The organism is Nostoc sp. NMS7, from assembly GCF_017115085.1.
Taxonomy (GTDB): domain Bacteria; phylum Cyanobacteriota; class Cyanobacteriia; order Cyanobacteriales; family Nostocaceae; genus Nostoc.
In genome coordinates this window covers 1-24,465 of record NZ_JABXKJ010000247.1, presented here as the reverse complement: position 1 = coordinate 24,465, position 24,465 = coordinate 1, and the positions used below count along the sequence as shown (strand labels likewise).

The following is a 24,465-nucleotide window of genomic DNA, read 5'->3' as shown; positions in this document are numbered from 1 at the left end:
TTATAGGAGATAGTTTGGCGATCGCCCCTAAGTTAACTAGCTTCTGGATCGCAACGAATTTCAATCATAAAGCCATCTGGATCGTAAAAATACACCCCTCTACCAGTAGGACGAGTGACAGGGCCATGTGCGATCGCTATTTTATTTTCTCTGATCACTGTCACCGCGCGATCGAATAACTGCGGATCGATGTCAAAGGCTAGATGGTACGCTCTAGTGAAAGTCTTTTCTGGATCTGGATTTGGTGGTGATAATTCTGGTTCCCCAAATAAATCCAAAATTGTCCCATCCGGGGTAATGAAGTTGGCTACTTTCCCAGATGCGACAAGTTCCACCAGGGTTGCGGGTACTTCGTCGCCGATGAGTTCATGCAAACCCAGAATTGTGCCATAAAAGTAGCGGGAAGCTTGCATATCCCGGACGTTAAGGGCAATGTGATGCACTTTACGCAGATTTCCTGGCGCAAGGACACTGTTTACAGATTGGGTGCTAGATAGCATAGTAGAACAAAATCTCTTTACTAGGATAGAAGTTGACTTTTTTCTTAAAGTTTATTATTCATAATAAAAATCTATCATGTTATTTGATTATTCTTTAGACTTTAAAAATATCGATTTTCGCCAACATCCTGAACTCTATCGTGTTGGCAAGGGTGAGCAGGGTGTACTTTTGGTAGAACCATACAAATCAGAAATTCTTCCCTATTGGCGGTTCAAAACTCCTGATATTGCTAGAGAGTCGAGTGAGAAAATTTACGAGCTTTTTCTTGTATATCTAGAACAAGATGATTTTGTCGGCGCGGATATGGCACGAAAGTTTATCCAAATGGGTTATACTCGCTCTCGCCGTTACGCTAATCATAAAAGCGGCAGAAAATATAAACAAAATTCGGAAACTTCAAGCTCTAAAAAAGAGGTTCTTCCCTATGAAGTAGATTCAGTTAAAGCGGAATCAGCAGCAATATTTAAAGCCAAGTGGGTACAAGCAAAGACAAATGAGAAATATCAAGAGCTTTTAGCCAAACATAAGCAGATGTATGAGCTAGAGTAAGACACTATTTTCCTCGTTCCCATACGGAGTATGGGAATGCATTCATTGAGTCTCTGACTCAATTCTGACTCAATATTTAACTGGAGGCAGCAGCCTCTAATCAGCCATTCCCATACTCTTGATGGGAACGAGAGACTTTGATTCGGGGATTGTATCAGTTTGAATCTACCTTTTTTAGCTAAACCCTCTATTACTTTGGAGTCAGATATGGTTCAAGCCAAGTTTTGGCTTCGTCCTTGTCGCGCTCAACGTGTACATCAGGTGGTTGATTGCGATCGCTCACTGGTATTGACTATCTATCATGTCAATTTTCGGTGGCTTCGGTTTCAAACTGCACTTGTCGGTATAAATGGGCGATCGCTATTTCTACATCTACCGAATTGCTACTCTGACTAAGCACTAATACTTTAGTATTTTATCGCGCAAATGCTTAATGCGATGCCTCCTAGACTTTACGCAATAATTCCCGAATAGCGATGTCTACGAGGGGCTACGCCTACGCGCATGGAGAAGCTAACGAGTTAGGCTGCTGGCGTTACAACCTCTGAAGCAACTCGTCATACTCTGCATGTCCGCCAATCCAGAACCAGTAAATGTGATCATCCTGCAACAAGCCAAGAACGCGGTAGTCTAAACTAATACGAGCCGAATAGATTGGTTGGCGCTGGCTAACTCGTTTGAATTGAAGAATATTGTGGTAAGGGTCTAAACGCCAAAGAGCATAGGCTTTGGCAGCTTGCTCTTGAACTGATGCAGTCAGCCCATCAAGTTTCTTGCGAAATACCTTCGTAACACTTGATTTCATTGCTCAGAGGGAAAAACATCAGCTAGAGGAGTGATGTCGCCAGCAGCAATTTCCTGCCGTACCATATCACCTAGACGATCCCACTGAGCATCTGTTGTAGATTCAAACTGAGCCTTCCATGCTCGCTCATCCTCCATTTCGGCAAGGAGACGAGCAGCGATCGCATCCTGCTCATCAACAGGTAGAGTTTTCAGTTGGGCGATCGCACGCTCAAGTAACTCAGTCATGGCTACCACACTTTTAAAACGTAAATGGTATCTTATCTATTATCGCTTCTTGCTAGCAAGTTGAACACTAATTAGGTGAATACTGGTGAGCATAAGATTCACGCTAACGTCCCAGCATTTTATCCCGCAGATGTTTAATGCGATCGCGCAATTTTGCCGCCTCTTCAAATTCCAGTTTCTTCGCCGCTTCTTTCATCTGAGTTTCTAACAGAGTAATCAATTGGGGAATCTGTTCTAATGGCAGTTCATCTAAATGTTCATCTACTACTTTCAAGTCAGTTGCATTCAACCGCCGAGACACATCTAAAAAAGACAAAATCGCATTACTTGATTTTTTGATAATCGATTGCGGTGTAATTCCATGCAGTCGATTATGTGCCATTTGAATCCCACGCCGCCTGTCTGTTTCATCAATGGCTTTAATCATGCTGCCTGTCAAATTATCAGCATACATAATCGCTTGTCCCCGGATGTGACGCGCGGCTCTACCAATAGTTTGAATTAAGGAACGTTCGGCTCGCAAGAAACCTTCTTTATCTGCATCCATGATTGCTACTAAGGAAACTTCGGGTAAATCCAAACCTTCCCGCAGCAAGTTCACTCCAACTAATACATCAAATGTACCTTCGCGCAAGTTCTGCAAAATCTCAATGCGCTCTATTGAATTTATCTCTGAATGTAAATATCGCACCCGAATACTGTGGTCTTGCAAATACTCGGTTAAATCTTCCGCCATCCGCTTAGTTAATGTGGTAATTAACACTCGCTCATGCAGGTCAACTCTATCTTTAATTTCTCCCAACAAATCATCAATTTGTCCTTCTGTGGGACGCACGGAAATTTCTGGATCAATTACGCCAGTTGGTCTAATTACTTGCTCAACTACATGATCTTCAGAAACTTCTAATTCCCAATTTCCGGGAGTTGCGGAAACAAAGATACACTGATTCACCTTTTGCCAAAATTCCTCTGCTTTCAAAGGACGGTTGTCAGCAGCACTAGGAAGACGAAATCCATGTTCAATTAAAACTTTTTTTCTAGCTTGGTCGCCGTTATACATCCCGCGAATTTGGGGCACAGTAACGTGAGATTCATCGATAACTAATAGCCAATCTTTAGGAAAATAATCAATTAAACATTCTGGCGATTCTCCGGCTTGTCTTCCTGCTAAATGACGCGAATAATTTTCAACGCCGTTGCAATAACCTACTTCGCGCAGCATTTCTAAGTCATAACGTGTACGTTGATCTATGCGTTGCGCTTCTAATAATTTCCCAGCTTGTTCTAAGTCTAGTTTTTGCTGTTTTAACTCTGCGGCGATGTCGTTACAAGCTACTTCTAATCGTTCTTCTGGCGTGACAAAGTGACGTGCAGGGTAGATATTCACTGCTTCTAAACTTTTGAGAATTTCACCTGTCACCGGATCAATATAGCGAATCGCGTCAATTTCATCACCAAAGAATTCGACACGAATAATCCGGTCTTCATAAGCTGGGCCAATTTCTAAGACATCGCCCCGGACGCGAAATTTTCCCCGACCCATTTCTATGTCGTTGCGGCTATATTGAACATTTGCCAAATCCCGTAAAATTTGGCGTTGATTTACTTCCATACCTATCTGTAGAGGGATGGCAGCTTTCAGATATTCTGCTGGCATTCCCAAACCGTAGATGCAACTGATGGAAGCAACGACAATCACATCACGGCGTTCAAAAAGCGATCGCGTCGCTGAATGCCGCAACATATCTATTTCATCATTAATCGCTGCTGTTTTTTCAATATAAGTATCGGTAACGGGAATATACGCTTCTGGCTGATAGTAATCGTAGTAGCTGACGAAATACTCGACTGCGTTGTTGGGAAAGAATTCCCGCAGCTCGTTACAAAGTTGTGCAGCGAGGGTTTTGTTATGCGCCAGAACTAAAGTAGGCTTGCCAATTTTCTCAATAACTGCTGCTACCGAAAACGTCTTGCCAGTTCCAGTGGCACCTAGTAAAGTTTGGTAACGATTGCCTGATTGGATACTAGCGGTTAGTTGGGCGATCGCTTGTGGTTGATCGCCTGTGGGACTAAAGGGAGCTTGAAGACAAAATTCTGTCATACAGTTTTGCTGGAAATACCCGATCTCATGGTGACGATTTCGCCCTGTATCCATTGTAGCTGGCTGATCAGACCAAATAAATAGTAATAACTTTTTACAAAAATTATTAATTTAAATTTACTTATGTATCAGATTTAAAGATTCTTATATCTATATGAGGTTTTTTAAGGTTAAACTCTAAGGTATATGGAAAAAAATTTCATCTTTCCTTAATTATTGTAAAATTCAATTAACAAATCAGAGGTATTCGTTTATGACTATTAGCAGCACTGGCAAAGAAACCAGTTCTCGGCAAAAGTCTGCCAAGTCTCAAGGGGAAACTACAGAGGAAGTTGAAAATCAAAAAGACCAGAGCTTGAATGCTGATAAAGTCGATGAAGTTAATGAACTGCCAGTTGGAGCTTCTGGAACACTCGCCATTTCTGGAATTCGTCCCATAGGCGCTAGCGACTTAGAAGTTGCTGAACACCTCTCAATTGCTGGGGTACGTCCGGTTAGCACCAGTACGTTAGAAGTCGTTGAAACTTATAACGCAATGGGTATTCGTCCAATTGGTGCTAATACATTTGAAGTCGTTGAAAGTATAAATCTCTCTGGGATTCGTCCAATTGGCTCAAGTTCATTGGTAATTTCTGAAAGCTATTCAACATTTGGTAATCGTCCAATAGCAGCAAATGAGGTTGACAATTCTGAAAGCCTGATGGGTTTTTTAGATTAGATAAAACAATATCCTTATAACTTTATTAACCCAGTTTCTATACGGAACTGGTTTTTTTAGCTCAAGAGTCAAAACTAGAGATGACGATATTTGCAATTATTCTATGTCTTTTAGCATAGACAACTAAGCTGTCCTGGCTTTAATTTACATTCACCCAACAGCCAGAACGCTGATTACAACTACCTTTCTTAATTCGGAATTCCGAATTCCGAATTCCGAATTATTTAATCTGCCTTGTGGTGGAAGGCTTGGGCAAAAACCTTAAGCTACTGTGTAAAGGTGATAACAAAGGATTTCAAAGTGAGTTTAGAGCTTTGAAATGAACTTACCAGAAAATCAGGAGTACCAAAATGAGTATAGAAGATCGCGCCAAAGCAACTGCTAAAAATGTTGAAGGTAAAGCCCAAGAAGCATTAGGAAATATCACTGGAGATCCAGAAGATAAAGCGAAAGGTAAAGCAAAGCAAGCTGAAAGCGAAGTAAGTCACGGTATTGAAGACGTGAAAGATAATGTGAAGAAAAGCATTGACTAACAATTCATAATTTTTTTGCAGAAACTGTAGGGATATATGGGATATATCTCAGCTTTGAAAAAAAATATGAGTTGTTCGAGACTAAAGCTAGACTCTTTTCAGATTCTCTGAGCAAGAAGTAGAGAAGAGAATAGTATATCGCTTGATTGTCAGGATTTATGTAGAGACGTAATTAATTACGTCTCTACATTTTACATAATTTTAAAAAAGTTATTAAGATAATTCAACTCTATTATTAAATTCACATTTTAAAACTTTACATCCAGATCGGATTCCTAAGAGCCAAATGGAGTCAGGATTAGAAAAGGCGATCGCACTGAAAATTGGTTTATAGCGGTTCTCAGCCCTTGTAAGTTACGAGAACCCTCACCCGCAACCCCCTAAGAGCAAGCGAGGAGGGGGCTATGATGAACTCATTTGATTAGGAAAAGTTATAATATCTGGCGTTCCACTAATGCCTGTTCTTTGAATAGCGATAGTTATGACAGGCGGTGACGCAAGGGACGCAAACAGGGTGTCACAGGGAAGACTCGCTATGGGTGACGCAATTTTGTTTGATCTGAAAATTATTTAAAATTTCATCAAATTATAGTACTATAGCACGGGCATTAATTATCTTCAATTACATCTGATTATTAGCGCTTTGAAATTCAAAATCGATGAGAGTATACGGTGAACCTAACTATTTATTTCCTCCGTCACGGACAGACAGAATATAGTCGCAACAATGCCTTTTGCGGTTCAATAGACTCAGAACTTACCCCAGAAGGCTTGGAGATGGCAAAGGCGTTTGCTGACGCATATAGTTCTATTCCTTGGACAGCAATATTTTGTAGTCCAATGCGACGAACTGTATTGACAGCAAAACCTTTATCTGCATCTGTAGGGATAGAACCACAACTCAGAGATGGTTTGAAGGAAATCAATTATGGCGAGTGGGAAGGAAAAAGCCCAGAAGTAATTAGCCGTGAATATCACGATGATTATATTCGCTGGTCAGCAGATCCGGCTTGGAATGCTCCATCTGGTGGAGAAATGGCTGTTAGAATTGCCTCTCGTGCCTTGCAAGTAATTGAAGAAATCAAGCAAAATTACACTAGTGGCAATGTGTTAGTGGTTTCCCACAAGGCAACTATCAGAATTATTCTGTCTAGTTTACTGGGGATTGATGTGGGACGCTTCCGTTTTCGTTTGGGATGCCCTGTTGCTTCGGTCAGTATTGTAGAATTTACCTCACATGGGCCGCTGTTAAAGGTTTTGGCAGACCGGACTCATTTGGATGAGCATTTGCGAAATTTACCAGGAACGTGAGGGGAGGTAAGAGAGACGCGATTAATCGCGTCTGTACAATATTATTATTTTTACCCTTACTCTGCCTGGCTATCTGGCTCAGTGTATTTGCAGAGAACGTTTATTCCAATTTTTAGAATATATAACACGACAATTGTGGCGATCGCACCATCAATCGGTATTCCATGTACTGCTGCAACGGCAACCAGTGAGCCAATGATACTATTGAGCAGAGAAGAACTACCAGGGTTATTAGTGTATTCTTTAATTTTGCCCCGTAAACCATCATCGCCACAGATTTCCGCACGGATTTCGTCGAGGGTGAGTTGTAAGAGAGATTTTTTGCCCCTACTATAATCTGTTTTGCCGACTTTCTCTTGCCAGAGTGCATCAAAACTAGCTTCTAGATTCCCGTTGTGGTGCTGTAGGGTAGTAAGTGCTTGTTGCGCTGGGGTGTCGTTTGCGAGAAGTTGCTGAAGTTCTTGGATTTCGACAGGGGTTAATTGGGCATTCATATATATTTGACTTAATTATTTATGGAGTATTTGTTAGTTCCTGAATCAACTCTTCAGGTGTGATAATTCTGGGAGTAGCAACTGGAAAATCTCTAGGGTTGCGAGTAATAATAACATCTAAATGATTGAGTGCCGCAGTGCTGTATTGAATAGCATCTTCAAAATCTCTAAAGTTAGCAGTTAATGCCATATTAATTGTGGTACTGTCTACTGTGGCGACTTGGCAAAGTGTCGCCATTCTTTGTAAAAATTGCAGTGTCCAGATATGACCCTTGGACTTACGGATGATGTAATATAAATCGCTAAAGGTGGATGCTGAGATATAGGCCTCAATCTCTTGCTGTTCCACAAAGCGTATAACTTGTTCGCTGTCTATGAAGAAACGATCGCGGTCAAGTGCTACATCAACAATAATGTTGGTGTCTATCAGAACCTTCACAAGTTATGCTTCTCCTTTAAATATTCCCACTTGGCTTGGTCTGGGTCAAAGTCTGGTGGTGTAGGTGGGGCACTTTCAAGCAAGTCTTTTAAGGCTTGGACTTTGTATTCTCGTTTTTTGGGTTGTTGGGGAGTTGTGGTAGTCGTTGCGGTTGGCTGTAAGATGATAACTTCCACTTTCCCAGGAGCAATATTTAGAGGTTCATCAATAATTAAATGACCTAATTCATCAATTGTTGCGTTTAATTTGTAGGCTTGCATATTGGTTTTCCTATTTTACATCTAATTAAATGATATTTTGGGTAATTTCACAGATTATGTTTCTCTTTCAAAGCTTCCCACCTGGCTTGGTCTGGGTCAAAATCATGAGGAGCAGGTTCCGTCTTTTCAAGCCACTCTCTTAAAATTGTAATTGAGCAATCAACCTTTCTTCTCGGCTTATCTGGCTGTGACTCAGTAGTGGTTTCTGTAGAACTTTCCAAGGATGGAACTGGCTGCAAAATAATCACTTCCACCTTTCCAGGAACAATATTTAGAGGTTCGTCAATAATTAAATGACCTGATTCATCTATTGTGGCATTGAGCTTGTAGGCTTGCATACTTTTGCCCCTTTTTGTTTCTAGGATAAAACACTGCGTAAATATTGCGTAGGCGTAGCCCAACCTAGACATCGCACTTCTGAATAACTACCTTGTCGTGATTAATACCAATTCCAAAAAAAATAAAACAGGTGCGTAGTGCGTAGGTTGGGGAGCCACTCATGTGGGCGGGTTTCCCGACTTGAGTGAAGTGGCGTTTGAACGGAGTGAAACCCAACAATTACAAGACTTTGAGGTGTTGGGTTTCTACATTCTATTTACCAGAATCGATATCTCCTAGAAAATTACCTAGAGAGAATTTATTAGTTCTTGAATCAACCGATCGCAGTTATAAGTGAATGTCTTGTCGTCACCAACATTACAACATTAAGCCTTAACGTTACGAGATTAAGCCTTAACGCTATAACATTAAGGCTTAACGCTACGACATTAAGGCTTAACGTTACGACATTAAGCCTTAACATTACAACATTAATCACCAGCGTCATAAGATTAAGGCTTAACGTTACGACATTAAGCCTTAACATTACAACTTTTTGACAAAAGCTTATGCGATCGCTCTTTAGGGTAGTGCGCTTTGTGCGATCGCAAGCAATGCTTAAATAAAACTTATTTGAGAAGCTGCGAGATCCCCGACTTCTTTAAGAAGTCGGGGATCTGAATCAACCTAGCTGATCCAGCGCTGTCCAAATTGCCTCGCGCACCTCTCCAGCGCACTCTTCACCCGTCGCCTCGCGCCAAATAACTTGAAACTGTGGCAAAGGAATAATCCAACGACACAGTAAGAGATTTTTCTCTCCCTTCTTCCTCTTGTCCCCTAAAAGTATCTAACCCCTGCCGCAACGCCTCAATTAATTGCACGGGTGTCTGCATCTTTAAATGCGGTAACACCACCCGCAAAGACAACGGATGTCCCCCCAACAATTTCAACAATTCCAAATACTCTGCTGGTAGGTTCTTTCTCTCCACACCCACCGTTTGCAAAATCTTCGCGGCTAACTCTTGGGCATCCGCTTGAGACAACCCCCGCAAGTTGATTAAACTATACCCACAATCTAACCAAGGTTCTTGGCGGCGACTGGTAATTAATACCCAAGATTTACCACCCCGCAATTCCTTAAGAAACCGCTTCAGCTTGTTTCTCTCTTCCCCACTCAATAATGGTTCATTCCCCGTAGGGAAACCGTTGACAGGTTCAAAGTTATCCCAAATCAATAAGCAAGGATTAGTTTGCAGATATTGCTGCACCACCGCGTCTTGCTGTTCTGGCATCATTTGGGAAAATCTCTCACCTCCCAACGCCCTACCAATTTGGTTAATTACCTGACTCAACCCCGCACCCTGTTCAAAGGAGGTGAAGAACATACCGCCTGTACGTCCTTGAGTGTCATCCAACCATCTGGCGAAACCTGCGGCTAACTCAGTTTTACCAACACCGCCCATTCCCTGCACCAAAACCAGATGATTTTGCCGAAATGCTCTCTCTAAACGCAAAATCTCATAATCCCGCCCAATAAAACCATAAGCACTTTCATCAGGTAAACCTACAGCCTTGCTGCTTTCTGGGGTGTTGTCTGCTTGCGCCATCAAATCGGTAAAACTGGGTGCTGTCTTTTGAGGAACAAAAGGCGTATAAGGTTCCTGCTGATACAACACCGGCACTAACCAATCTTGTAAAGGTAAATTTCCTTTGGGACTGGGGCGCATTTTGTCAATAGACATGGACTTCCGCCCTGCTGCAACTGCTGTGGCGATACACTCTCCCCTGACTAATTCCCCATACAACCGCCCAATAAAGTGTTCTGCACCTTTGGCGTAAACTGAATACGCCATTGCTACCACACCCTTAGCCCCCAATTTCACCAACTGTCCCGCCACGCCTACTTGTCCAGACTTGCAAGCATTCAGCACAAAAATTGGCACACGGCAATCTGTTAAATATTGGGCAATTTCCCTAGCGCTGACAGCTTGCTCATTTCCCTGTTCATCCTCAAAAACTAAAACTCCCTGTGTCTCGCTGTCAAAATTCCCATGTCCATCAAAATGGACGATATGATAAAAACCCTTATTCGCTTGCAGTTCCGCTTCAAACTTTTTCAAGCTAGGGGGACGCAATACCTTAAGGCTGTTGTCCCCAATGCTGTAATTTTTGTTCAATTTTTACAGCGTTATCTGGAAAAATACCGTAAGGAAACTTTAAATAATCTTCTAAATACCAGCGCAACTCAGCTGCGTTTTCTTCATCGAAGGGTTGCTGAAATCGGACTTCTGGCGCAAGGCGAGGACTCTCATATCCGCGTTGCCAGGAAAGTTGGATTGTTTCGCTTTGATGTGTGATTCGCAACCAATTTTTACCATTGCTGCTGTGCTGGTTACTGGGTAATTTGATGCTAGCTTATTTAAGTAATTCACGCAGAGGCGCAGAGAGGAAGATTGAGTTTTCATGGCTTTTAATTCAGTACATATCAAGCGATAATTTACTCAAATCATCACTGAATTATTTTATGCTGCCAGTTATTGAAAGCATTGTATTACGTCAAATGGCTTCAGGCGATCGCCTCTACTTACAAGTTTACAAATTCATCGGCGCCAAAGCTGGTAAAAAGGTTTACATTCAATCTAATCTCCACGGTGCAGAAATTGCTGGCAATGCCGTTATTCATCAGTTAATTGAGTTTTTTTTAACAATAAATGATTCAAATTTAGCTGGAGAAATTTGGCTAGTTCCCGTTTGTAATCCAATGGGTACTAATGAGCGATCGCATCATTTTTCGCCTGGACGTTATTGCGTTTATGAAGCGAAAGATTGGAATCGCATATTTTGGGATTACGAGAAAAAAGCTGATGATTTAGTAGCTTTTACTAAATCTAAACTTCATCTTGATTTAGAGGTCGTTCGACAAAATTATCTAACTATAATTAAGCAAGAATTTGCCAAAACTTTAGAAAAAATTAATTCTCCCGGTAGTGTACCCTACACTGAGCTTTTTAGTTATAAACTACAAAATCTGAGTTTAGATGCCGACTACTTAATTGACTTACATAGTTCTACCAATCAAGCTTTAGACTATCTTTATTACTTCCGAAATCGAGAAGACAGTGCAAAATACTTCGGGCTTGATTTTGGAATCTTACTTGATAAATACGATGGTGATGCTTTTGATGAAGCTTTTATCAAACCTTGGTTAGCACTGGAAGCTTGTTTTAAAGATTTGGGTAGAGAAATCAAGTTTGATGTGGAAGCTTGGACACTAGAATTAGGAACAGGAATGCAAATGAACGCTGATTCAGTTGCCAAAGGTGTACTCGGTGTGAAAAACTATTTAGCGCAAAAAGGTGTATTGCAGATTCCTGATTTATCGGATGACACAAAAACCCATGAAATGACTTTTGTATCTAGCAGCAACCGGAAAAAATATTATGCGATCGCAGGCGGCATGATTCAATCAAGAATAGAATTAGGTAGTTATGTAAAAGCTGGAGAAAAACTCTATCAAATTCTCAGTTTTAATAAAGAAGGTAAATTACCCAGTGTAATTGATGTCTGCGCTCAAAAAGATGGATTGGTTTATGATGTCGCAACCAATCAAGCTGTGAATGAAGGCGAGTTTGTATTGGGAGTTATTAGTTAGGAGTTAGGAGAGACGCGATTAATCGCCTCTGTACAGGAGTTAGGAGTTTTTTAACTCAGCACTCAATAATATACGAGCCGTGTTAACTAAAGTACCATACTTAAGCCAAAATTAGTAGCATATTAAACATCGGCAACAATAATCGCTAAAAATGTCAGGGTGATTTTATGTTTGTTTTGTGTCTAAAAACGAAACAAAGTTGTCTCAGCTGTAAAATATAAGTGTAGAGCCAGTAGTAGATTAAACCTAAGCAAAAGCAATCCCCGAAAATGCTAGGGTGTTTTTATGCTTATTTTGTGTCTAAGAAAGAATCAAGTTATACCAGCTGTAAAATATGAGGGTGGAGCCAAAGGTGACTAGTATTGATAATTACAACTTCTCTTTTTCAGGAGAAGCCACAATTCCACAGGCTCCTCCTGAATTTAAGTCAGGTTTTATCGGCATTGTTGGTCGTCCTAATGTCGGTAAATCTACTTTGATGAATCAATTGGTAGGAGAAAAAATTGCCATTACATCACCGATCGCACAAACAACACGTAACCGTTTGCGCGGTATATTAACGACACCAGAGGCGCAGTTAATATTTGTAGATACACCAGGAATTCATAAGCCCCATCATCAATTGGGGGAAGTGTTGGTGCGAAATGCCAAAATTGCGATTGAATCGGTAGATGTATTGCTGTTTGTGGTAGATGGAGCCGTGGCTTGTGGTGCAGGCGATCGCTATATTGTCGATTTGCTCAGTCGCAGCAAAACACGGGTGATTCTGGGTGTCAACAAAACCGACCAACAACCGCCCGATTATCAGTTTATAGATGAGAGTTACGCCCAGATAGCCAAGTCCCATGAATGGAAAATCGTGAAATTTTCTGCCAAGACTAGTGCCGGATTACCAGAACTTCAAGAATTATTAATTGAACATTTAGAAATTGGGCCATTATATTATCCCCCAGACTTGGTAACTGACCAGCCAGAGCGCTTTATTATGGGTGAATTGATCCGAGAACAAATTTTATTATTGACTCGTGAAGAAGTACCCCATTCAGTAGCGATCGCCATTGACCTAGTAGAAGAAACTCCCAGCATTACCCGTATACTTGCTACTATCAACGTCGAGCGCGATTCCCAAAAAGGCATACTCATTGGCAAAGGCGGAGCGATGCTCAAAGCAGTTGGTAGTGAAGCCCGCGAACAAATCCAAAAGTTAATCGCTGGTAAAGTTTACCTAGAATTATTTGTCAAAGTCCAGCCAAAATGGCGACAGTCACGGGTGAGTTTAGCAGAGTTAGGCTATCGCGTGGAAGAATAAAAAATTAGTCATTAGTCATTGGTCACCTGTACTGAGCGAAGTCGAAGTATTTGTCATTAGTAAAAACTAATTACTCTAGCTTGCTGCCTCCTGCGTCCTAACTAATAAAAATGTCTTTAGATACTCGCTATCCCTTAAATTTACCCGCCAATGCTCCGCCATTGCGCGTGTTAATTGTCGAAGATGATCCGATGATGCAATTGGGATTAGAGCAATCGTTAATGGCTCATCCTCAATTGGAGATTGTTGGACAAGCCGAAGATGGTTATTTGGGAGTTCAAGCCGCACTGCAACTGAAACCTGATTTGGTGGTTATGGATATTGGGTTGCCGCGATTGGATGGCATTGCAGCGACACAGCAAATTAAGGCGGCGCTGCCAGCAACTCATGTGGTGATGCTGACATCTCATCAAACGGAGACAGAAATTATTGCGGCACTATCTAGCGGTGCAGATGCCTATTGCATCAAAGGTGCAAGTGTGGAACGATTGTTAAGTGCGATCGCAGCCGCAGTTGATGGTGCAGCCTATCTCGATCCCCAAATTGCGCGGCGAGTAATTGATAATCTCAAACCGCCCTCACCCACCAGCAACAACGCCAACTTATCTGGGCGCGAGTTAGAAGTGTTGAAACTTATGGTAGACGGATTGAGTAACCCAGAGATTGCCGAAAAGCTCTATCTCAGTCCCAACACCATCAAAACTCATGTCCGGGGGATTATGAATAAATTAGCAGTAGACGATCGCGTGCAAGCAGCAGTTGTGGCACTGCGTTCTGGATTGGTTTAATCCCATTTACAAGTAGAGGCGTACATATGTACGCCTCTATAGCCGATTTATTTGTTGGCAATATTTTGGAAAAATGGTCTACCTCAAGGCATTTTACTTAAAAAAGTTCCCGAATTGATTAGGGTCTAAATTAACAGGAAATAATAAAATTTCCTTGCCTTCTAAATTTGCCTTCTGGTGAAGCAAAATTGCCTTTTGCAAAGAACAATATTTAATTGGAACCCAACCGTCATTAAAAAAGTAGACAGTGACTCGGCTCATTGCATACTCTTTTAACGGCACTGGGACGTACCAGGACGAGTCCACAATTTGAACCTTACCTGTTGAGTCCATGCTTTGAACCTCAGATACTAAGTATATTTAGTTTGACTCTTCACTCTAACTACTTTGACTCATCCAAGTGGTTCTAATAACTATCATAAGTAATAAGCTAATCTGCCTTTAAGTTAGATATTTAGGTAGAAGATCAGGAGTCAAGGAGTTTTTAGTTGGGATTGAGCCTTAGTAGTTGGTAAGGAATTTTCGGGCAAAGTTTGACAGGTTGTCTTTTGACACAACTATTATTTTAAAATTATCGTTTTTAAATACTGGTGGAAAATAGCATCAAAAATCTTTTAATTTTCCTTTAATTGCCTTTCCCCAGTCAGCCCTGCCTACTTCGCTTACTCTTTAGAAACTCTATGTTCAACTTTACTCTAGAAAAGAATTTGGGATGGCTATTATTAATTTCGGTTCTGATTGCTACACCAGTTAATGCCCACACCGAAAAGGTATCTGGGGACGTAGGCGGGATGCTGCATATTGAACCCCATGATAATCCTCAAGCTGGCAAAACTGCTCATGTTTGGATTGTCCTCACCCATAAAGGCGGGCGACTAATCCCCCTGACACAATGTAACTGTCAGTTGGCTGTCTACCCTGAACCTCACAAAGAAACTGATGCTCCATTGCTGAAGCCCACTTTACATAATGTATCAACCAAGCAATATAAAAGTATTCCCGGAGCCGAGATCATATTTCCCAAAGTAGGAGCTTATGAATTGGAGTTAACCGGTACTCCCAAATCTGGAGCTAGTTTCAAGCCCTTTGAGTTGTCTTACAACGTCACTGTCGGCTCATAGCTAAACTGTGTAAAATGTCATGCTGTAGCAAGCTCCCGCAGAGTTGAGAAATTGCAGTGCGATCGCCTCTAAAATGGTAGCGATCGCATAACCTAGTTTTATCAAGAAATCTCTTCTGTCCTTGGGAACCGCCTGTAAAACTTTAAATGCTGTCATCTCGCCTTTCTATCTTGAGATTCTGATCATTGTTCACGAGTATCAAAAACTGATTAATGGAGTTCTGATACTCGTTATAATTTACTCAGGACTCAAAATTGACTACTCAGTATAGCCCTACTTAATCATTCATGAACAACGAGCTCCCCGACTTCTATAAGAAGTCGGGGAGCTAAGTCTTGTGATTTGAACGAAATCAAATAGGATTGCTATATAAGCTTTCTTGCCTTCTGCAATGCCCATATATTTACAGCAGTCTTCATGTATTTGAACCAGATATGTCGTAGGGGCACAGAAAAAGCTCATCCGTGTCAACTTAACGTAAAACCCATGTCCCACAAGGAACTGAAGTTCCTTGCTAATAGCTCAAGTCATCTCAAGATGACTAAATAATCTGAAAAATCTTTAGTCTACTTTAGTAGACTTTAGCTAAAAGCCAAAGAACTTTAGTTCCAGGCGGGCGTGTCAGCCAACAGATAAGCGATTTTTCGCTTAAGTTGACACCAATGAGCATTGCTGTGCCCCGATCGCGTGGTCTATTTTAGACGAAAATAGCTACAAGGTTCTGCCAAATGATCTGAAGGTTTCAAACTCAGGGATGATAAGTAATTAGCAACTAAATTGACAAAATTACACTATAAAGAGTGATATTAAGCGATAGATAGGGCTTATAAAGGAATAACGGGCATGATTAAATCTTGGATGGTGATTGGGGGTGTGGCTTTCTTAGTTGCGTTGGCGGCTAACGTGATTACGCCTAGCGATCGCCAATGGTTCAAGCGCTTACAACGACCGAGATGGCTAACTTTTGAGGGTGCGATTCCAATTATCTGGACTGTAATATTTATTTGCGGTGCTTGGTCAGCTTATATTGTCTGGGAAAAAGACCCAGGAAGCACCTCAACTTGGCTAATCATGGGTTTATACTTGCTTTTAGAAATTATTACCATTGCCTATACGCCTGTAATGTTTAAGCTTCGCAGTCTGAAAGTGGGTACAATTCTTGGTGGCACAGGTTTTATCATTTGTGTTTTGTTGATACTTGCAGTCTTAGGTTTTTCTGGTTGGGCAGCATTGTTACTAGTTCCTTATTTCCTTTGGAGTCCCATTGGTACTTATACCACTTGGCAGATGATCAGTCTCAATCCTCAAGATGCCTAAGATTCGCACCAGCGAATGATTCAAACTATGCCCAAAATTGTCAAACTTGCAGTGTATGACTTGACAAAATACACAGGCAAGAGTGCATCATGATTCCATCTTGGATAATAATTGGGGCTGTAACTTTCTTCATTGCCCTTGGTAGTTTCTTGATTACGCCGCGTGATGTTAAATGGTTCGCACGGTTAAGTCGCCCTCGCTGGCTAGTTTTTGAGCCGCTAATTCCGGTCATCTGGACTGTGATTTTTATTTCCGGTGCAGCTTCAGCTTATGTTGTCTGGGAAAAAAATCCAGGAGGCATAATTACTTGGCTACTAATGGCTTTGTACCTCTTAGTGGAAATTATCACCGTCGCCTACATTCCTATAATGTTGAGGTTTCGCAGTCTCAAAGCTGGGGAAATTCTTGGACTAACCGGTTTAATTTTAGCCATTCTCCTAGCAATCTGCGTTTTGCCGATTTCTCTAATGGCGGCGCTGTTACTCCTTCCCTATCTAATTTGGACTCCTATTGGTACTTACACCACTGACGAGTTAAAGGAGTTAAACCCTCAAGATGCATAACCCATCTATGCAAGACGCGCATAACGTGCGGTGACAGGATTGGCTGGATTCGATTGATTATTCAGCCAAGCCCACATTTGATCGCCAATAGAAAAATGCCACCACTCTCTGGGATTGCGTTGAAAGCCGGCTTTTAACATGACATCTCGCAATAGCTGACGGTGAGCATGATATTTTTGTGCTTGTGAGTGGTGGCTATTGGCATAATAATCGGGATGCGATCGCTCTGACATTTTATCAATTGGCGAACCCATATTCACTATTTGCCCGGCATCATCTATCAGCGTCACATCTACCGCCGCACCTGTACTGTGAGGAGGGGGAGTTTTTTCATCTAAACTTGGTACAGCCCAAATTGCATAGACGGCTTCCCAAATCTCTTGCTGTTGCTTTGGTGATAACTCCACCTCAGTCAGTCCCCTCTCCTGCACTGCTTGCGCGAAGCTGTAATTTACCATAAACTGCTGGACTGCGATCGGGCGATAGGCGTCAAAGATTTGGATACGCCAGTTAGGATGCAGCGAATCAAGATAACTTTGGGCTTGGATCAAATTTTCAATCACGCTTTGACGGAGATAATAGGGAGAGCGATCGCCATAAGTAGCGCCTAATTTTTCATAAGGATGGGGAGATTCCACCACAAATAATTCTAAAGGAATCTCTATTAGCGGTTCACCACACTCGAAAATTGGGATTTGATGATAAGCCCTCATCTAGTCAGCCACACAGGACTTACGGATTTTAACCCAAGCATAGCATTCTGTGTAAAAATTTAGGCAATTGCCAAATCATAATGTAAAACTAAGATTTCATCTGCTCTCAAAGTCGCCATTGCATATTCACAGCCTTGGGTATCAGCAAACTCGACTAGATAATGATATTCTTCTTCTTGCTCATACACTCCTACAATTGTTCCAACTTGCCCTCTGGGTAAACTTTTGATAGAAGTATAATCTTCTTCCACTAGTTGTAATCTCTCAATGGGAATAGGCTTGAGTGTAGCAATAGTATCCAAAAGTTTAATTTTTTTCATTTAACTTCAGAAATGCAGTAATCAAACGTGGATAAAGATTATTAGCGGTAGTTTCCCAGATTGTCCGCAGCCTGATTCCGTCTGTATCTGTAACAACCTGCAATACTAATCGCTCAAACCTGCAATCAAGGTATTTTCAAAGCAGGATTATTTGCAACTATAATTGTGTTTCAGCCAGGATTAAGGATTATTTGCAACGGAGCCAGGATTAAATGCAACCAACCTGCAATCATCCGTTCCAGCCAGGATTATTTGCAACTAACCGAAAGTCTCGTCAAACAGTAGTTTGGCAGTTTACTTAAAAAATGCTGCAACTAATTCAAGAAAATATTTGAATTTCAATGTCGAATTAATTGCAACAAGCATGGTAAAATAAACAACCAATTTTGAGAGAATCAACCTTGCATCATTTGATGCCAAGGTTTTGGTCGTTTTTATCTCTCAAAACTGTCTCTTGAAACGTTAGCTCTATATGAGTTTCAATAATTTATTCAAGACGGGGCAAGCTGCGCGAAGCGCCTTTCTCTAACCCTTGGGCTACCTCTCTTGTGTCCTCTTCCTTCTTAAAAAAATTCTAAAAATGCTTGCATTATAGGTTCGATCCGAAAACGGATTTCCGTTCTGAGTTCCCGCGCTTTTTCCCTGAAAATCTGGCTGCCAATATGCCGGTTGTCGATTTGCTGCGAAAATATGCAGAAAAGAAGAATGCAACGCTCGCTCAAATTGCGCTGGCGTGGCTGTTAGCGCAAAAGCCGTTCATTGTTCCAATCCCTGGCACGCGCAACATAGATCACTTGAATGAAAATCATGGCGCGCTCAATGTCCATCTAACGCCTGAAGACCTTCGTGAGATTGATGTAGCCTTGTCTAAAAATCACAGTTCACGGCACAACGATGTCTGAAAAACACATGGCGCAGATTGATCGGACTTAATAATGAAAAAAGCACTACTCATAAACGCGCACCAATTCTATGAAGGTATTTCCTCCGGCAGCCTGAACAAGGCCATGCTCGCCCTTATCAGGGAAAGCATGGAAAAGCGGGGTTACGAGGTTCAGAAAACCGACATCGAGCAAGGCTACGATGTTGATTCAGAGGTGCAAAAGCACCTTTGGGCAGACATCATTATTCTGCAATCGCCCGTGTATTGGTTCGGAACGCCTTGGATATACAAGAAATATGTGGACGAGGTATTCACGGCTGGAATGATTCAAGGGAGTTTCCTGGATGGGGACGGCAGGACGCGAAAAGACCCGACACGGCAGTATGGGTCGGGCGGCAAAATGCATGGCAAGAAATACATGATTTCCCTAACCTGGAACGCCCCCAAAGAGGCGTTCGGGAATGCGGAGCAGCTTTTGTTTGAAGGAAAAACCGTAGATGAGGTTTTTGCCTTTAACACCGCTAACTATAAGTTCTGCGGTGTTGAAATTCTGCCATCCTTTTCCTGTCATGATGTCATGAAGGCACCAAATTTTGAAGGTAATGTCACAAAATTGCGGGAACACCTGGCGGCTACCTTTGGAACATAGTTCTCGCGTTCAATTCGTGGCTCGCTTGCACCGGAGATGGAAACTGGCGTTCCGGTCGATACTCAGTAATAAGGAACCTGCAAAAGGATGCCTTGGTTTCTGCTGGTTGTGAGAAGATTTACTCTGACCGTATAAGCGGTGCAAAAGCCACCAGAGCAGGACTGACCCTAGCATTAGAGGTAGCGCGGACTGGTGATGTCCTCATAGTATGGCGGCTGGATCGCCTGGGTAGGTCGCTCAAAGACCTGATTGAGATCATGTCCATATTAGATGAGAGGGGAATTGGACTCTCTAGCCTGCAAGAATCCATAACAACCACAAATAAGAGTGGCAGATTGATTTTCCATCTGTTCGGTGCGTTGGCGGAATTTGAACGTAACTTAATCCGCGAACGTACAACTGCTGGACTTGTAGCAGCGCGATCGCGCGGTCATAGGGGAGGCAGACCAAAAGCCCTTGACCCAGCTAAACGCAACGTCTCGACGGGTTGCCCAGTCGTTGCCAGTCACAATGCACTGCTAACTGAGACCCTCAACAAAAAAGTGATTAAAATGATTTGCGCCGTCCCACGATGGACGAAATTGGGTATCGGGCAACGGTTTTCTCTTTGGAGGGTATTGTCGGCAATCAACGAGAATATATCCAATGGCTGGTATCAGAATGTACTATGTCTGATATTCCCATCAGTGACATATTGGATGCTGAAGCTATTGAATTACTTGCTGCGCGGTTGAGGACTCCACTACAAATCGAACAACATTTGACACTAGCTTTGGAAGCTGCGTACCGAGTCGCAGTCAAGCCTGTTACTGAGGTGATTATTGAGTCGGTGCTGTCGAAGTTTCTTGACGCTCGGATGTTCTGGGTTTAGACAATAACCTATGAGCTTTTGCGTAGAAATCTCTGCTTGCTCGCCGTTGGGTAATTTCATCGTCTATGAATATGCCCTAACAGACTTCAAATTTTATCATTAACGGTTTGTTTTATTTAAATGCTCAATCAAAACCAAACACCTCTATTAGATGCCTTAAAAGCCAATGCAGCAAGACCCCATGCGCCTTTTTACACCCCAGGACATAAACGAGGTGTAGGCATTGCTCAACCCTTGGCTGATTTATTTGGCACAAAAATCTTTCGCGCTGATTTAACCGAATTAGCAGATTTAGATAATCTCTTTGCACCCCAAGGCGTTATTCAAGAAGCACAACAACTGGCGGCTGAGGCATTTGGTGCTTCGCAAACATGGTTCCTTGTAAATGGTTCTACCTGTGGGATTGAAGCGGCAATTCTCGCTACCTGTGGCACAGGAGATAAAATCATTTTGCCTCGGAATGTGCATTCTTCTGCGATCGCTGGTTTAATTCTCTCTGGTGCAATACCAATTTTTCTCAATCCTGAATATGATTCAGTTTTAGATATTGCCCACAGCATCACGCCCAATGCTGTAGAATCTGCACTCCAACAACATCCCGACGCGAAAGCAGTGTTGACAGTTTACCCCACATATTACGGCGTTTGTGGAAATTTGAGTGCGATCGCTAGCATTACACATCAATATAATATCCCTCTACTCGTAGATGAAGCACACGGCGCACACTTTGCCTTTCATCCAGAATTACCCACTCCAGCTTTAGCCGCAGGTGCCGATTTAACTGTACAATCCATCCACAAAGTACTCGGTGCAATGACACAAGCATCGATGCTGCATATCCAAGGTAATCGGATAGATGGCGATTGCATCAGTAAAGCTTTGCAACTTCTACAATCTACCAGTCCTAGTTATTTACTTTTAGCTTCTTTAGATGCAGCGCGTCAGCAAATGGCACTCCAGGGAAAAATACTGATGTCTCGCACTTTGCAACTTGCTGAGGAAGCTAGAACCCGAATCAGTGAAATTCCGGGATTATCAGTTTTGAAAATGCCTCGGTTGGGTGCATCTCTCGGCTTTCTGGCTTTAGATAAAACGCGGCTAACTGTCACAGTTTCTGGTTTAGGCTTAACCGGATTTGAAGCAGATGAAATTCTGGATGAAAAATTTGCTGTCACTGCTGAATTCGCCTCACTGCAACATCTCACGTTGATCATTAGTTTGGGCAACACCTCAGCCGATATTGAGCAATTAGTCCAAGGTTTTACCACCCTTGCCAAAGAATATCGCCGAACCAACTTGACTGTTAAAAGCCATCTTTGGCAGGATCTTTTCACTACGCAGTGTCATGCTTTATGTTGTTCTCCCCGTGAAGCTTTTTTTGCTGTCAGTGAAATACTACCTTTGATAGAGACTAATAAACACATCTGTGCCGAAATCGTCTGTCCCTATCCTCCAGGAATTCCCGTGTTAATGCCGGGAGAAGTCATCACCAAATCTGTCCTTGATTACCTGCAACAAATTCAGGCAAAGGGGGGATTTATCAGTGGTTGCAATGACACTACCCTGAAAACTTTGAAAGTTGTGAAATAACCTGCTAACTCATAACTCCTGAATTGTTGTTGATAGACATTTAATTAATGCAGTCAACAGTAAATCTGCGGCTCAATGGAGAATGTAAGTAAAAAAACACACTAATTGTGCCAGTTATGAAACTTCAATGAAAATAGGTAGCAGACTCATGTCATCTTTGATTTATACCCGTAGGATGATGTTGATGATTCATTCATAAATCAAAAGATGAAATCAAAAACCTATGATGTTTGGGGAGTAGTAGTAGCTCCAATTGTAGTCACTCTAGCGCTGGGTTTCTCAGCAAGAGCGAATGCCGTTGAGTTAGGCGCTGCCTCTGATTACAATGTATTTGTTTTAGGAGATATCTCTCAACAATATACAGATATTGAAGGAAAACTTGCTGCTGGCGGTAACGTGAATTTCATGGGCGGACTCGGAAGTAAACTTTCTAACAATAGCGGCAACGTAGTAGTAGCTGGAAAAAACTTAACTCTGAGTAACGGTCAAGTCAACCACGGTAATGCTGTCTACGGAGGTAGTGCCAATGTGTCCAGCAATGAGGGATTTCCACAGGGAACTCTCAGCAAGAGTAATCCCATCGACTTCAATGAAGCAGGGAAAGAATTGCGAGGGCTATCTCAATATTTGGCAACCTTAACTCCTACTGGTAAAACAACAGTTCAATCTTGGGGTGCTATTAACCTTACTGGCAGTGGTACTGCTTTGAATGTTTTTAATCTTGCAGGCTCATCTGTCTCCAAGGCAAGCAGTTTTCAAATCAGTGGGGATGCAAATTCGACTATTGTTGTCAATATCAGTGGTAAGGATGTGTCGCTGCAAAACTTTGGGTTCAATATCCTTGGTACAGATAAACAAAAGGTAATCTACAACTTCTATGAAGCGACAAACATAACTGCCAGTGGGGTTGGCATACTAGGTAGTATTCTTGCGCCTTTAGCTAATTTCAATTTCAATAACGGTCAAGTTAACGGCAACGTGGTGGTAGCTTCTTTGACAGGAAATGGTGAGTCTCACAATTATCTATTTAATGGTGATCTGCCGGATCTGCCAACTAAGTACTACACTAAGCCTCCCACTCATACTCAGGTTCCAGAGCCTGCAAATCTTCCAGGTTTAGGATTAATGGCTGTAGTATTTGGTTTATTTCGCCACAAACGCAATCAAGCAACTTGCTTAAAATAATCAGAAATTTTTGCCAGCATAGCGTATGACGCGAACTTGCTTACAGATTTTCGCTCATGCGCTCTTTCCTTGCTTTCTACCTTCTACAATAAAGATAGACTTTATTGAGATTTGTATAGTAAGGGATCAGCTGTCATGGCTCCCGCCGTTTTAATTCAAAATCTGCAAAAACGCTATGGCACGGTAGTCGCCGTCCAAGATGTTTCCTTTCAGGTAGAATCAGGAGAAATCTTTGGCTTATTAGGCCCCAATGGTGCTGGTAAAACCACTACCTTGCGTGCCTTGTGTACACTGACCACACCAGATGCTGGCAAAATCGAAGTATCTGGGATCTCTGTGTTGGATAATCCGAGAGTAGCAAGACAACGACTAGGTTATGTAGCTCAGGAAGTCGCTATAGATAAGGTGTTGACTGGAAAAGAACTACTGCAATTACAAGCAGCACTTTATCACCTCCCAGGCGCGATCGCTAAACAGCGCATTGAGACAGTATTAGATTTACTCGGTTTGCAAGAATACGCTAATAAAAAGACCGGAACCTACTCTGGCGGTTTACGCAAGCGCCTAGACTTGGCTGCTGGATTGCTCCATTCACCAGATGTTTTGGTATTGGATGAGCCAACTGTAGGGCTTGACATAGAAACCCGTTTTGTGGTATGGGAATTCCTGAGAAAATTACGCGCCTCTGGGACAACGGTAGTAATTACCAGCCATTACTTAGAAGAAATTGACGCTCTAGCCGATCGCGTGGCAATTATAGATCGGGGTGTTGTGATTGCCAGTGGTACACCTTCACAATTAAAAGATCAAGTCGGGGGCGATCGCATCACCTTGAGAATCCGCGAGTTTTCCCCCATTGAAGAAGCTGAAAAAGCGAAAAACCTCTTGCAACCTTTGCCATTTGTGCAAGAAGTGATCATCAACAGCGCTCAAGGTAATTCCCTCAACTTGGTGGTAACACCTCAGAATGACAGTCTGATTAACATACAGCAAGCGCTGAATACTGCTGGCTTGCCCATATTTGGCATTGCTCAATCTCGCCCCAGCCTCGATGACGTTTATCTCGCCGCGACAGGACGCACACTGATGGATGCAGAACTCGCAGCAGTTGCCATCCGCGATCCCAAGGCTGAGAAAAAGCAGAATATGAGATAGGGACATGGCGAATGGGGCATGGGGCATGGAAATAATTACAATGCCCAATGCCCAATGCCCAATGCCCAATGCCCAATGCCCAATGCCCAATGC

The 24,465-nt window shown here is 42.2% G+C and carries 30 protein-coding genes and 1 pseudogene; 18 read left to right on the top strand and 13 right to left on the bottom strand.

Annotated elements, in window-relative coordinates:
* Nucleotides 1-32: 32 nt before the first annotated feature.
* Nucleotides 33-500 (bottom strand): VOC family protein, encoded by a 468-nt coding sequence (locus HWQ38_RS34170; protein WP_292802922.1) that lies wholly within the window; start codon nucleotides 498-500, stop codon nucleotides 33-35.
* A gap of 76 nt (nucleotides 501-576) precedes the next feature.
* On the opposite strand from HWQ38_RS34170, the gene HWQ38_RS34165 reads away from it, so the two are divergent.
* A complete protein-coding gene (locus HWQ38_RS34165) occupies nucleotides 577-1,050 on the top strand; it encodes a DUF4385 domain-containing protein (RefSeq protein ID WP_292802919.1) in 474 nt (157 codons plus the stop codon).
* 207 nt (nucleotides 1,051-1,257) lie between these two features.
* The gene (locus HWQ38_RS34160; RefSeq protein ID WP_292802916.1) at nucleotides 1,258-1,446 is read left to right on the top strand and encodes a hypothetical protein; all 189 of its coding nucleotides are present in this window, start codon (nucleotides 1,258-1,260) and stop codon (nucleotides 1,444-1,446) included.
* A 139-nt stretch (nucleotides 1,447-1,585) separates the two neighbouring features.
* Here the strand turns inward: HWQ38_RS34160 and HWQ38_RS34155 are convergent, their stop codons facing one another.
* The 3 genes from HWQ38_RS34155 to uvrB form a co-directional block, all read right to left on the bottom strand.
* Nucleotides 1,586-1,855, bottom strand: a complete 270-nt coding sequence (locus HWQ38_RS34155; RefSeq protein ID WP_292802913.1) for a hypothetical protein — start codon at nucleotides 1,853-1,855, stop codon at nucleotides 1,586-1,588.
* Nucleotides 1,852-2,082 carry a hypothetical protein gene (locus HWQ38_RS34150; RefSeq protein WP_292802910.1) on the bottom strand — a complete coding sequence of 77 codons (231 nt, stop codon included), beginning with the start codon at nucleotides 2,080-2,082 and terminating at the stop codon, nucleotides 1,852-1,854. The genes HWQ38_RS34155 and HWQ38_RS34150 overlap by 4 nt, the downstream gene beginning before the upstream one ends.
* A 103-nt stretch (nucleotides 2,083-2,185) precedes the next feature.
* Nucleotides 2,186-4,183 carry an excinuclease ABC subunit UvrB gene (gene uvrB, locus HWQ38_RS34145; protein WP_292802907.1) on the bottom strand — a complete coding sequence of 666 codons (1,998 nt, stop codon included), beginning with the start codon at nucleotides 4,181-4,183 and terminating at the stop codon, nucleotides 2,186-2,188.
* A gap of 253 nt (nucleotides 4,184-4,436) precedes the next feature.
* On the opposite strand from uvrB, the gene HWQ38_RS34140 reads away from it, so the two are divergent.
* The 3 genes from HWQ38_RS34140 (at nucleotide 4,437) to HWQ38_RS34130 (ending at nucleotide 6,745) form a co-directional block, all read left to right on the top strand.
* On the top strand, nucleotides 4,437-4,901 hold the full coding sequence (locus HWQ38_RS34140) for a hypothetical protein (RefSeq protein WP_292802904.1): 465 nt from the start codon (nucleotides 4,437-4,439) through the stop codon (nucleotides 4,899-4,901).
* Between the two features lie 350 nt (nucleotides 4,902-5,251).
* A complete protein-coding gene (locus HWQ38_RS34135; RefSeq protein ID WP_292802902.1) occupies nucleotides 5,252-5,434 on the top strand; it encodes a CsbD family protein in 183 nt (60 codons plus the stop codon).
* Between the two features lie 672 nt (nucleotides 5,435-6,106).
* Nucleotides 6,107-6,745 carry a histidine phosphatase family protein gene (locus HWQ38_RS34130; RefSeq protein WP_292802898.1) on the top strand — a complete coding sequence of 213 codons (639 nt, stop codon included), beginning with the start codon at nucleotides 6,107-6,109 and terminating at the stop codon, nucleotides 6,743-6,745.
* 56 nt (nucleotides 6,746-6,801) lie between these two features.
* Here the strand turns inward: HWQ38_RS34130 and HWQ38_RS34125 are convergent, their stop codons facing one another.
* From HWQ38_RS34125 to HWQ38_RS34100, 6 genes are all read right to left on the bottom strand, one after another.
* Entirely contained in the window at nucleotides 6,802-7,239 is a 438-nt protein-coding gene (locus HWQ38_RS34125) for a hypothetical protein (RefSeq protein ID WP_292802895.1), read from the bottom strand.
* A 19-nt stretch (nucleotides 7,240-7,258) separates the two neighbouring features.
* Nucleotides 7,259-7,678, bottom strand: coding sequence for a PIN domain-containing protein (locus HWQ38_RS34120; protein ID WP_292802892.1), 420 nt, complete (start codon nucleotides 7,676-7,678; stop codon nucleotides 7,259-7,261).
* Nucleotides 7,675-7,938, bottom strand: a complete 264-nt coding sequence (locus HWQ38_RS34115) for a hypothetical protein (RefSeq protein ID WP_292802889.1) — start codon at nucleotides 7,936-7,938, stop codon at nucleotides 7,675-7,677. Before HWQ38_RS34115 ends, HWQ38_RS34120 begins: the two co-directional genes overlap by 4 nt.
* 47 nt (nucleotides 7,939-7,985) lie before the next feature.
* A complete protein-coding gene (locus tag HWQ38_RS34110) occupies nucleotides 7,986-8,276 on the bottom strand; it encodes a hypothetical protein (RefSeq protein WP_292802887.1) in 291 nt (96 codons plus the stop codon).
* A 720-nt stretch (nucleotides 8,277-8,996) separates the two neighbouring features.
* Entirely contained in the window at nucleotides 8,997-10,433 is a 1,437-nt protein-coding gene (locus HWQ38_RS34105) for a CHAT domain-containing protein (RefSeq protein WP_292802884.1), read from the bottom strand.
* The gene (locus HWQ38_RS34100) at nucleotides 10,396-10,620 is read right to left on the bottom strand and encodes a hypothetical protein (RefSeq protein ID WP_292802881.1); all 225 of its coding nucleotides are present in this window, start codon (nucleotides 10,618-10,620) and stop codon (nucleotides 10,396-10,398) included. The genes HWQ38_RS34105 and HWQ38_RS34100 overlap by 38 nt, the downstream gene beginning before the upstream one ends.
* Nucleotides 10,621-10,780: 160 nt before the next feature.
* Here HWQ38_RS34100 and HWQ38_RS34095 point away from each other — a divergent pair, with 160 nt between their 5' ends.
* The 4 genes from HWQ38_RS34095 to HWQ38_RS34080 all read left to right on the top strand — a co-directional run bounded on the left by HWQ38_RS34095 (nucleotide 10,781) and on the right by HWQ38_RS34080 (nucleotide 15,126).
* Entirely contained in the window at nucleotides 10,781-11,908 is a 1,128-nt protein-coding gene (locus HWQ38_RS34095) for a succinylglutamate desuccinylase/aspartoacylase family protein (RefSeq protein ID WP_292802878.1), read from the top strand.
* Between the two features lie 334 nt (nucleotides 11,909-12,242).
* Nucleotides 12,243-13,217 (top strand): GTPase Era, encoded by a 975-nt coding sequence (gene era / locus HWQ38_RS34090; protein WP_292802874.1) that lies wholly within the window; start codon nucleotides 12,243-12,245, stop codon nucleotides 13,215-13,217.
* Between the two features lie 110 nt (nucleotides 13,218-13,327).
* The gene (locus tag HWQ38_RS34085) at nucleotides 13,328-14,005 is read left to right on the top strand and encodes a response regulator transcription factor (RefSeq protein ID WP_196527287.1); all 678 of its coding nucleotides are present in this window, start codon (nucleotides 13,328-13,330) and stop codon (nucleotides 14,003-14,005) included.
* Nucleotides 14,006-14,685: 680 nt separating this feature from the next.
* Nucleotides 14,686-15,126 (top strand): hypothetical protein, encoded by a 441-nt coding sequence (locus HWQ38_RS34080; RefSeq protein WP_292802870.1) that lies wholly within the window; start codon nucleotides 14,686-14,688, stop codon nucleotides 15,124-15,126.
* Here the strand turns inward: HWQ38_RS34080 and HWQ38_RS34075 are convergent, their stop codons facing one another.
* Nucleotides 15,127-15,282, bottom strand: a complete 156-nt coding sequence (locus tag HWQ38_RS34075; RefSeq protein ID WP_292802867.1) for a hypothetical protein — start codon at nucleotides 15,280-15,282, stop codon at nucleotides 15,127-15,129.
* A gap of 687 nt (nucleotides 15,283-15,969) precedes the next feature.
* Between HWQ38_RS34075 and HWQ38_RS34070 the strand changes: the two genes are divergently transcribed.
* Both HWQ38_RS34070 and HWQ38_RS34065 read left to right on the top strand, forming a co-directional pair.
* The gene (locus HWQ38_RS34070) at nucleotides 15,970-16,443 is read left to right on the top strand and encodes a TspO/MBR family protein (protein ID WP_292802864.1); all 474 of its coding nucleotides are present in this window, start codon (nucleotides 15,970-15,972) and stop codon (nucleotides 16,441-16,443) included.
* An 89-nt stretch (nucleotides 16,444-16,532) separates the two neighbouring features.
* Nucleotides 16,533-17,006 (top strand): TspO/MBR family protein, encoded by a 474-nt coding sequence (locus HWQ38_RS34065; protein WP_292802861.1) that lies wholly within the window; start codon nucleotides 16,533-16,535, stop codon nucleotides 17,004-17,006.
* A 5-nt stretch (nucleotides 17,007-17,011) separates the two neighbouring features.
* Here the strand turns inward: HWQ38_RS34065 and HWQ38_RS34060 are convergent, their stop codons facing one another.
* Entirely contained in the window at nucleotides 17,012-17,719 is a 708-nt protein-coding gene (locus HWQ38_RS34060) for a M15 family metallopeptidase (RefSeq protein ID WP_292802858.1), read from the bottom strand.
* Between the two features lie 59 nt (nucleotides 17,720-17,778).
* Entirely contained in the window at nucleotides 17,779-18,039 is a 261-nt protein-coding gene (locus tag HWQ38_RS34055; protein ID WP_292802855.1) for a DUF4926 domain-containing protein, read from the bottom strand.
* A gap of 584 nt (nucleotides 18,040-18,623) precedes the next feature.
* On the opposite strand from HWQ38_RS34055, the gene HWQ38_RS34050 reads away from it, so the two are divergent.
* The 7 genes and pseudogenes from HWQ38_RS34050 (at nucleotide 18,624) to HWQ38_RS34020 (ending at nucleotide 24,372) form a co-directional block, all read left to right on the top strand.
* Nucleotides 18,624-18,941, top strand: a complete 318-nt coding sequence (locus HWQ38_RS34050) for an aldo/keto reductase (protein ID WP_292802852.1) — start codon at nucleotides 18,624-18,626, stop codon at nucleotides 18,939-18,941.
* A gap of 33 nt (nucleotides 18,942-18,974) precedes the next feature.
* Nucleotides 18,975-19,571, top strand: coding sequence for an NAD(P)H-dependent oxidoreductase (locus HWQ38_RS34045; RefSeq protein WP_292802849.1), 597 nt, complete (start codon nucleotides 18,975-18,977; stop codon nucleotides 19,569-19,571).
* Nucleotides 19,572-19,639: 68 nt separating this feature from the next.
* A pseudogene (locus tag HWQ38_RS40680) lies at nucleotides 19,640-20,017 on the top strand (recombinase family protein); the annotation flags it as partial.
* 284 nt (nucleotides 20,018-20,301) lie between these two features.
* Nucleotides 20,302-20,442 (top strand): hypothetical protein, encoded by a 141-nt coding sequence (locus HWQ38_RS34035; protein WP_292802847.1) that lies wholly within the window; start codon nucleotides 20,302-20,304, stop codon nucleotides 20,440-20,442.
* 120 nt (nucleotides 20,443-20,562) lie between these two features.
* Complete coding sequence (locus HWQ38_RS34030; RefSeq protein ID WP_292802844.1) at nucleotides 20,563-22,032, top strand: aminotransferase class I/II-fold pyridoxal phosphate-dependent enzyme; 1,470 nt, start codon at nucleotides 20,563-20,565, stop codon at nucleotides 22,030-22,032.
* Between the two features lie 207 nt (nucleotides 22,033-22,239).
* Nucleotides 22,240-23,217 (top strand): choice-of-anchor A family protein, encoded by a 978-nt coding sequence (locus tag HWQ38_RS34025; protein WP_292802841.1) that lies wholly within the window; start codon nucleotides 22,240-22,242, stop codon nucleotides 23,215-23,217.
* 135 nt (nucleotides 23,218-23,352) lie between these two features.
* A complete protein-coding gene (locus tag HWQ38_RS34020) occupies nucleotides 23,353-24,372 on the top strand; it encodes an ABC transporter ATP-binding protein (protein WP_292802838.1) in 1,020 nt (339 codons plus the stop codon).
* Nucleotides 24,373-24,465: the final 93 nt, after the last annotated feature.

Bases quoted from the DNA above. Each gene is read 5' to 3' on its own strand.
- HWQ38_RS34055 (WP_292802855.1), bottom strand. From the start codon at position 18,039: ATGAAAAAAATTAAACTTTTGGATACTATTGCTACACTCAAGCCTATT.
- HWQ38_RS34030 (WP_292802844.1), top strand. From the start codon at position 20,563: ATGCTCAATCAAAACCAAACACCTCTATTAGATGCCTTAAAAGCCAAT.
- HWQ38_RS34115 (WP_292802889.1), bottom strand. From the start codon at position 7,938: ATGCAAGCCTACAAATTAAACGCAACAATTGATGAATTAGGTCATTTA.
- HWQ38_RS34170 (WP_292802922.1), bottom strand. From the start codon at position 500: ATGCTATCTAGCACCCAATCTGTAAACAGTGTCCTTGCGCCAGGAAAT.
- HWQ38_RS34150 (WP_292802910.1), bottom strand. From the start codon at position 2,082: ATGACTGAGTTACTTGAGCGTGCGATCGCCCAACTGAAAACTCTACCT.
- HWQ38_RS34060 (WP_292802858.1), bottom strand. From the start codon at position 17,719: ATGAGGGCTTATCATCAAATCCCAATTTTCGAGTGTGGTGAACCGCTA.
- HWQ38_RS34075 (WP_292802867.1), bottom strand. From the start codon at position 15,282: ATGACAGCATTTAAAGTTTTACAGGCGGTTCCCAAGGACAGAAGAGAT.
- HWQ38_RS34045 (WP_292802849.1), top strand. From the start codon at position 18,975: ATGAAAAAAGCACTACTCATAAACGCGCACCAATTCTATGAAGGTATT.
- HWQ38_RS34155 (WP_292802913.1), bottom strand. From the start codon at position 1,855: ATGAAATCAAGTGTTACGAAGGTATTTCGCAAGAAACTTGATGGGCTG.
- HWQ38_RS34140 (WP_292802904.1), top strand. From the start codon at position 4,437: ATGACTATTAGCAGCACTGGCAAAGAAACCAGTTCTCGGCAAAAGTCT.
- HWQ38_RS34070 (WP_292802864.1), top strand. From the start codon at position 15,970: ATGATTAAATCTTGGATGGTGATTGGGGGTGTGGCTTTCTTAGTTGCG.
- HWQ38_RS34065 (WP_292802861.1), top strand. From the start codon at position 16,533: ATGATTCCATCTTGGATAATAATTGGGGCTGTAACTTTCTTCATTGCC.
- HWQ38_RS34110 (WP_292802887.1), bottom strand. From the start codon at position 8,276: ATGCAAGCCTACAAGCTCAATGCCACAATAGATGAATCAGGTCATTTA.
- HWQ38_RS34025 (WP_292802841.1), top strand. From the start codon at position 22,240: ATGAAATCAAAAACCTATGATGTTTGGGGAGTAGTAGTAGCTCCAATT.
- HWQ38_RS34020 (WP_292802838.1), top strand. From the start codon at position 23,353: ATGGCTCCCGCCGTTTTAATTCAAAATCTGCAAAAACGCTATGGCACG.
- uvrB (WP_292802907.1), bottom strand. From the start codon at position 4,183: ATGACAGAATTTTGTCTTCAAGCTCCCTTTAGTCCCACAGGCGATCAA.
- HWQ38_RS34160 (WP_292802916.1), top strand. From the start codon at position 1,258: ATGGTTCAAGCCAAGTTTTGGCTTCGTCCTTGTCGCGCTCAACGTGTA.
- era (WP_292802874.1), top strand. From the start codon at position 12,243: ATGAGGGTGGAGCCAAAGGTGACTAGTATTGATAATTACAACTTCTCT.
- HWQ38_RS34135 (WP_292802902.1), top strand. From the start codon at position 5,252: ATGAGTATAGAAGATCGCGCCAAAGCAACTGCTAAAAATGTTGAAGGT.
- HWQ38_RS34085 (WP_196527287.1), top strand. From the start codon at position 13,328: ATGTCTTTAGATACTCGCTATCCCTTAAATTTACCCGCCAATGCTCCG.
- HWQ38_RS34080 (WP_292802870.1), top strand. From the start codon at position 14,686: ATGTTCAACTTTACTCTAGAAAAGAATTTGGGATGGCTATTATTAATT.
- HWQ38_RS34165 (WP_292802919.1), top strand. From the start codon at position 577: ATGTTATTTGATTATTCTTTAGACTTTAAAAATATCGATTTTCGCCAA.
- HWQ38_RS34095 (WP_292802878.1), top strand. From the start codon at position 10,781: ATGCTGCCAGTTATTGAAAGCATTGTATTACGTCAAATGGCTTCAGGC.
- HWQ38_RS34125 (WP_292802895.1), bottom strand. From the start codon at position 7,239: ATGAATGCCCAATTAACCCCTGTCGAAATCCAAGAACTTCAGCAACTT.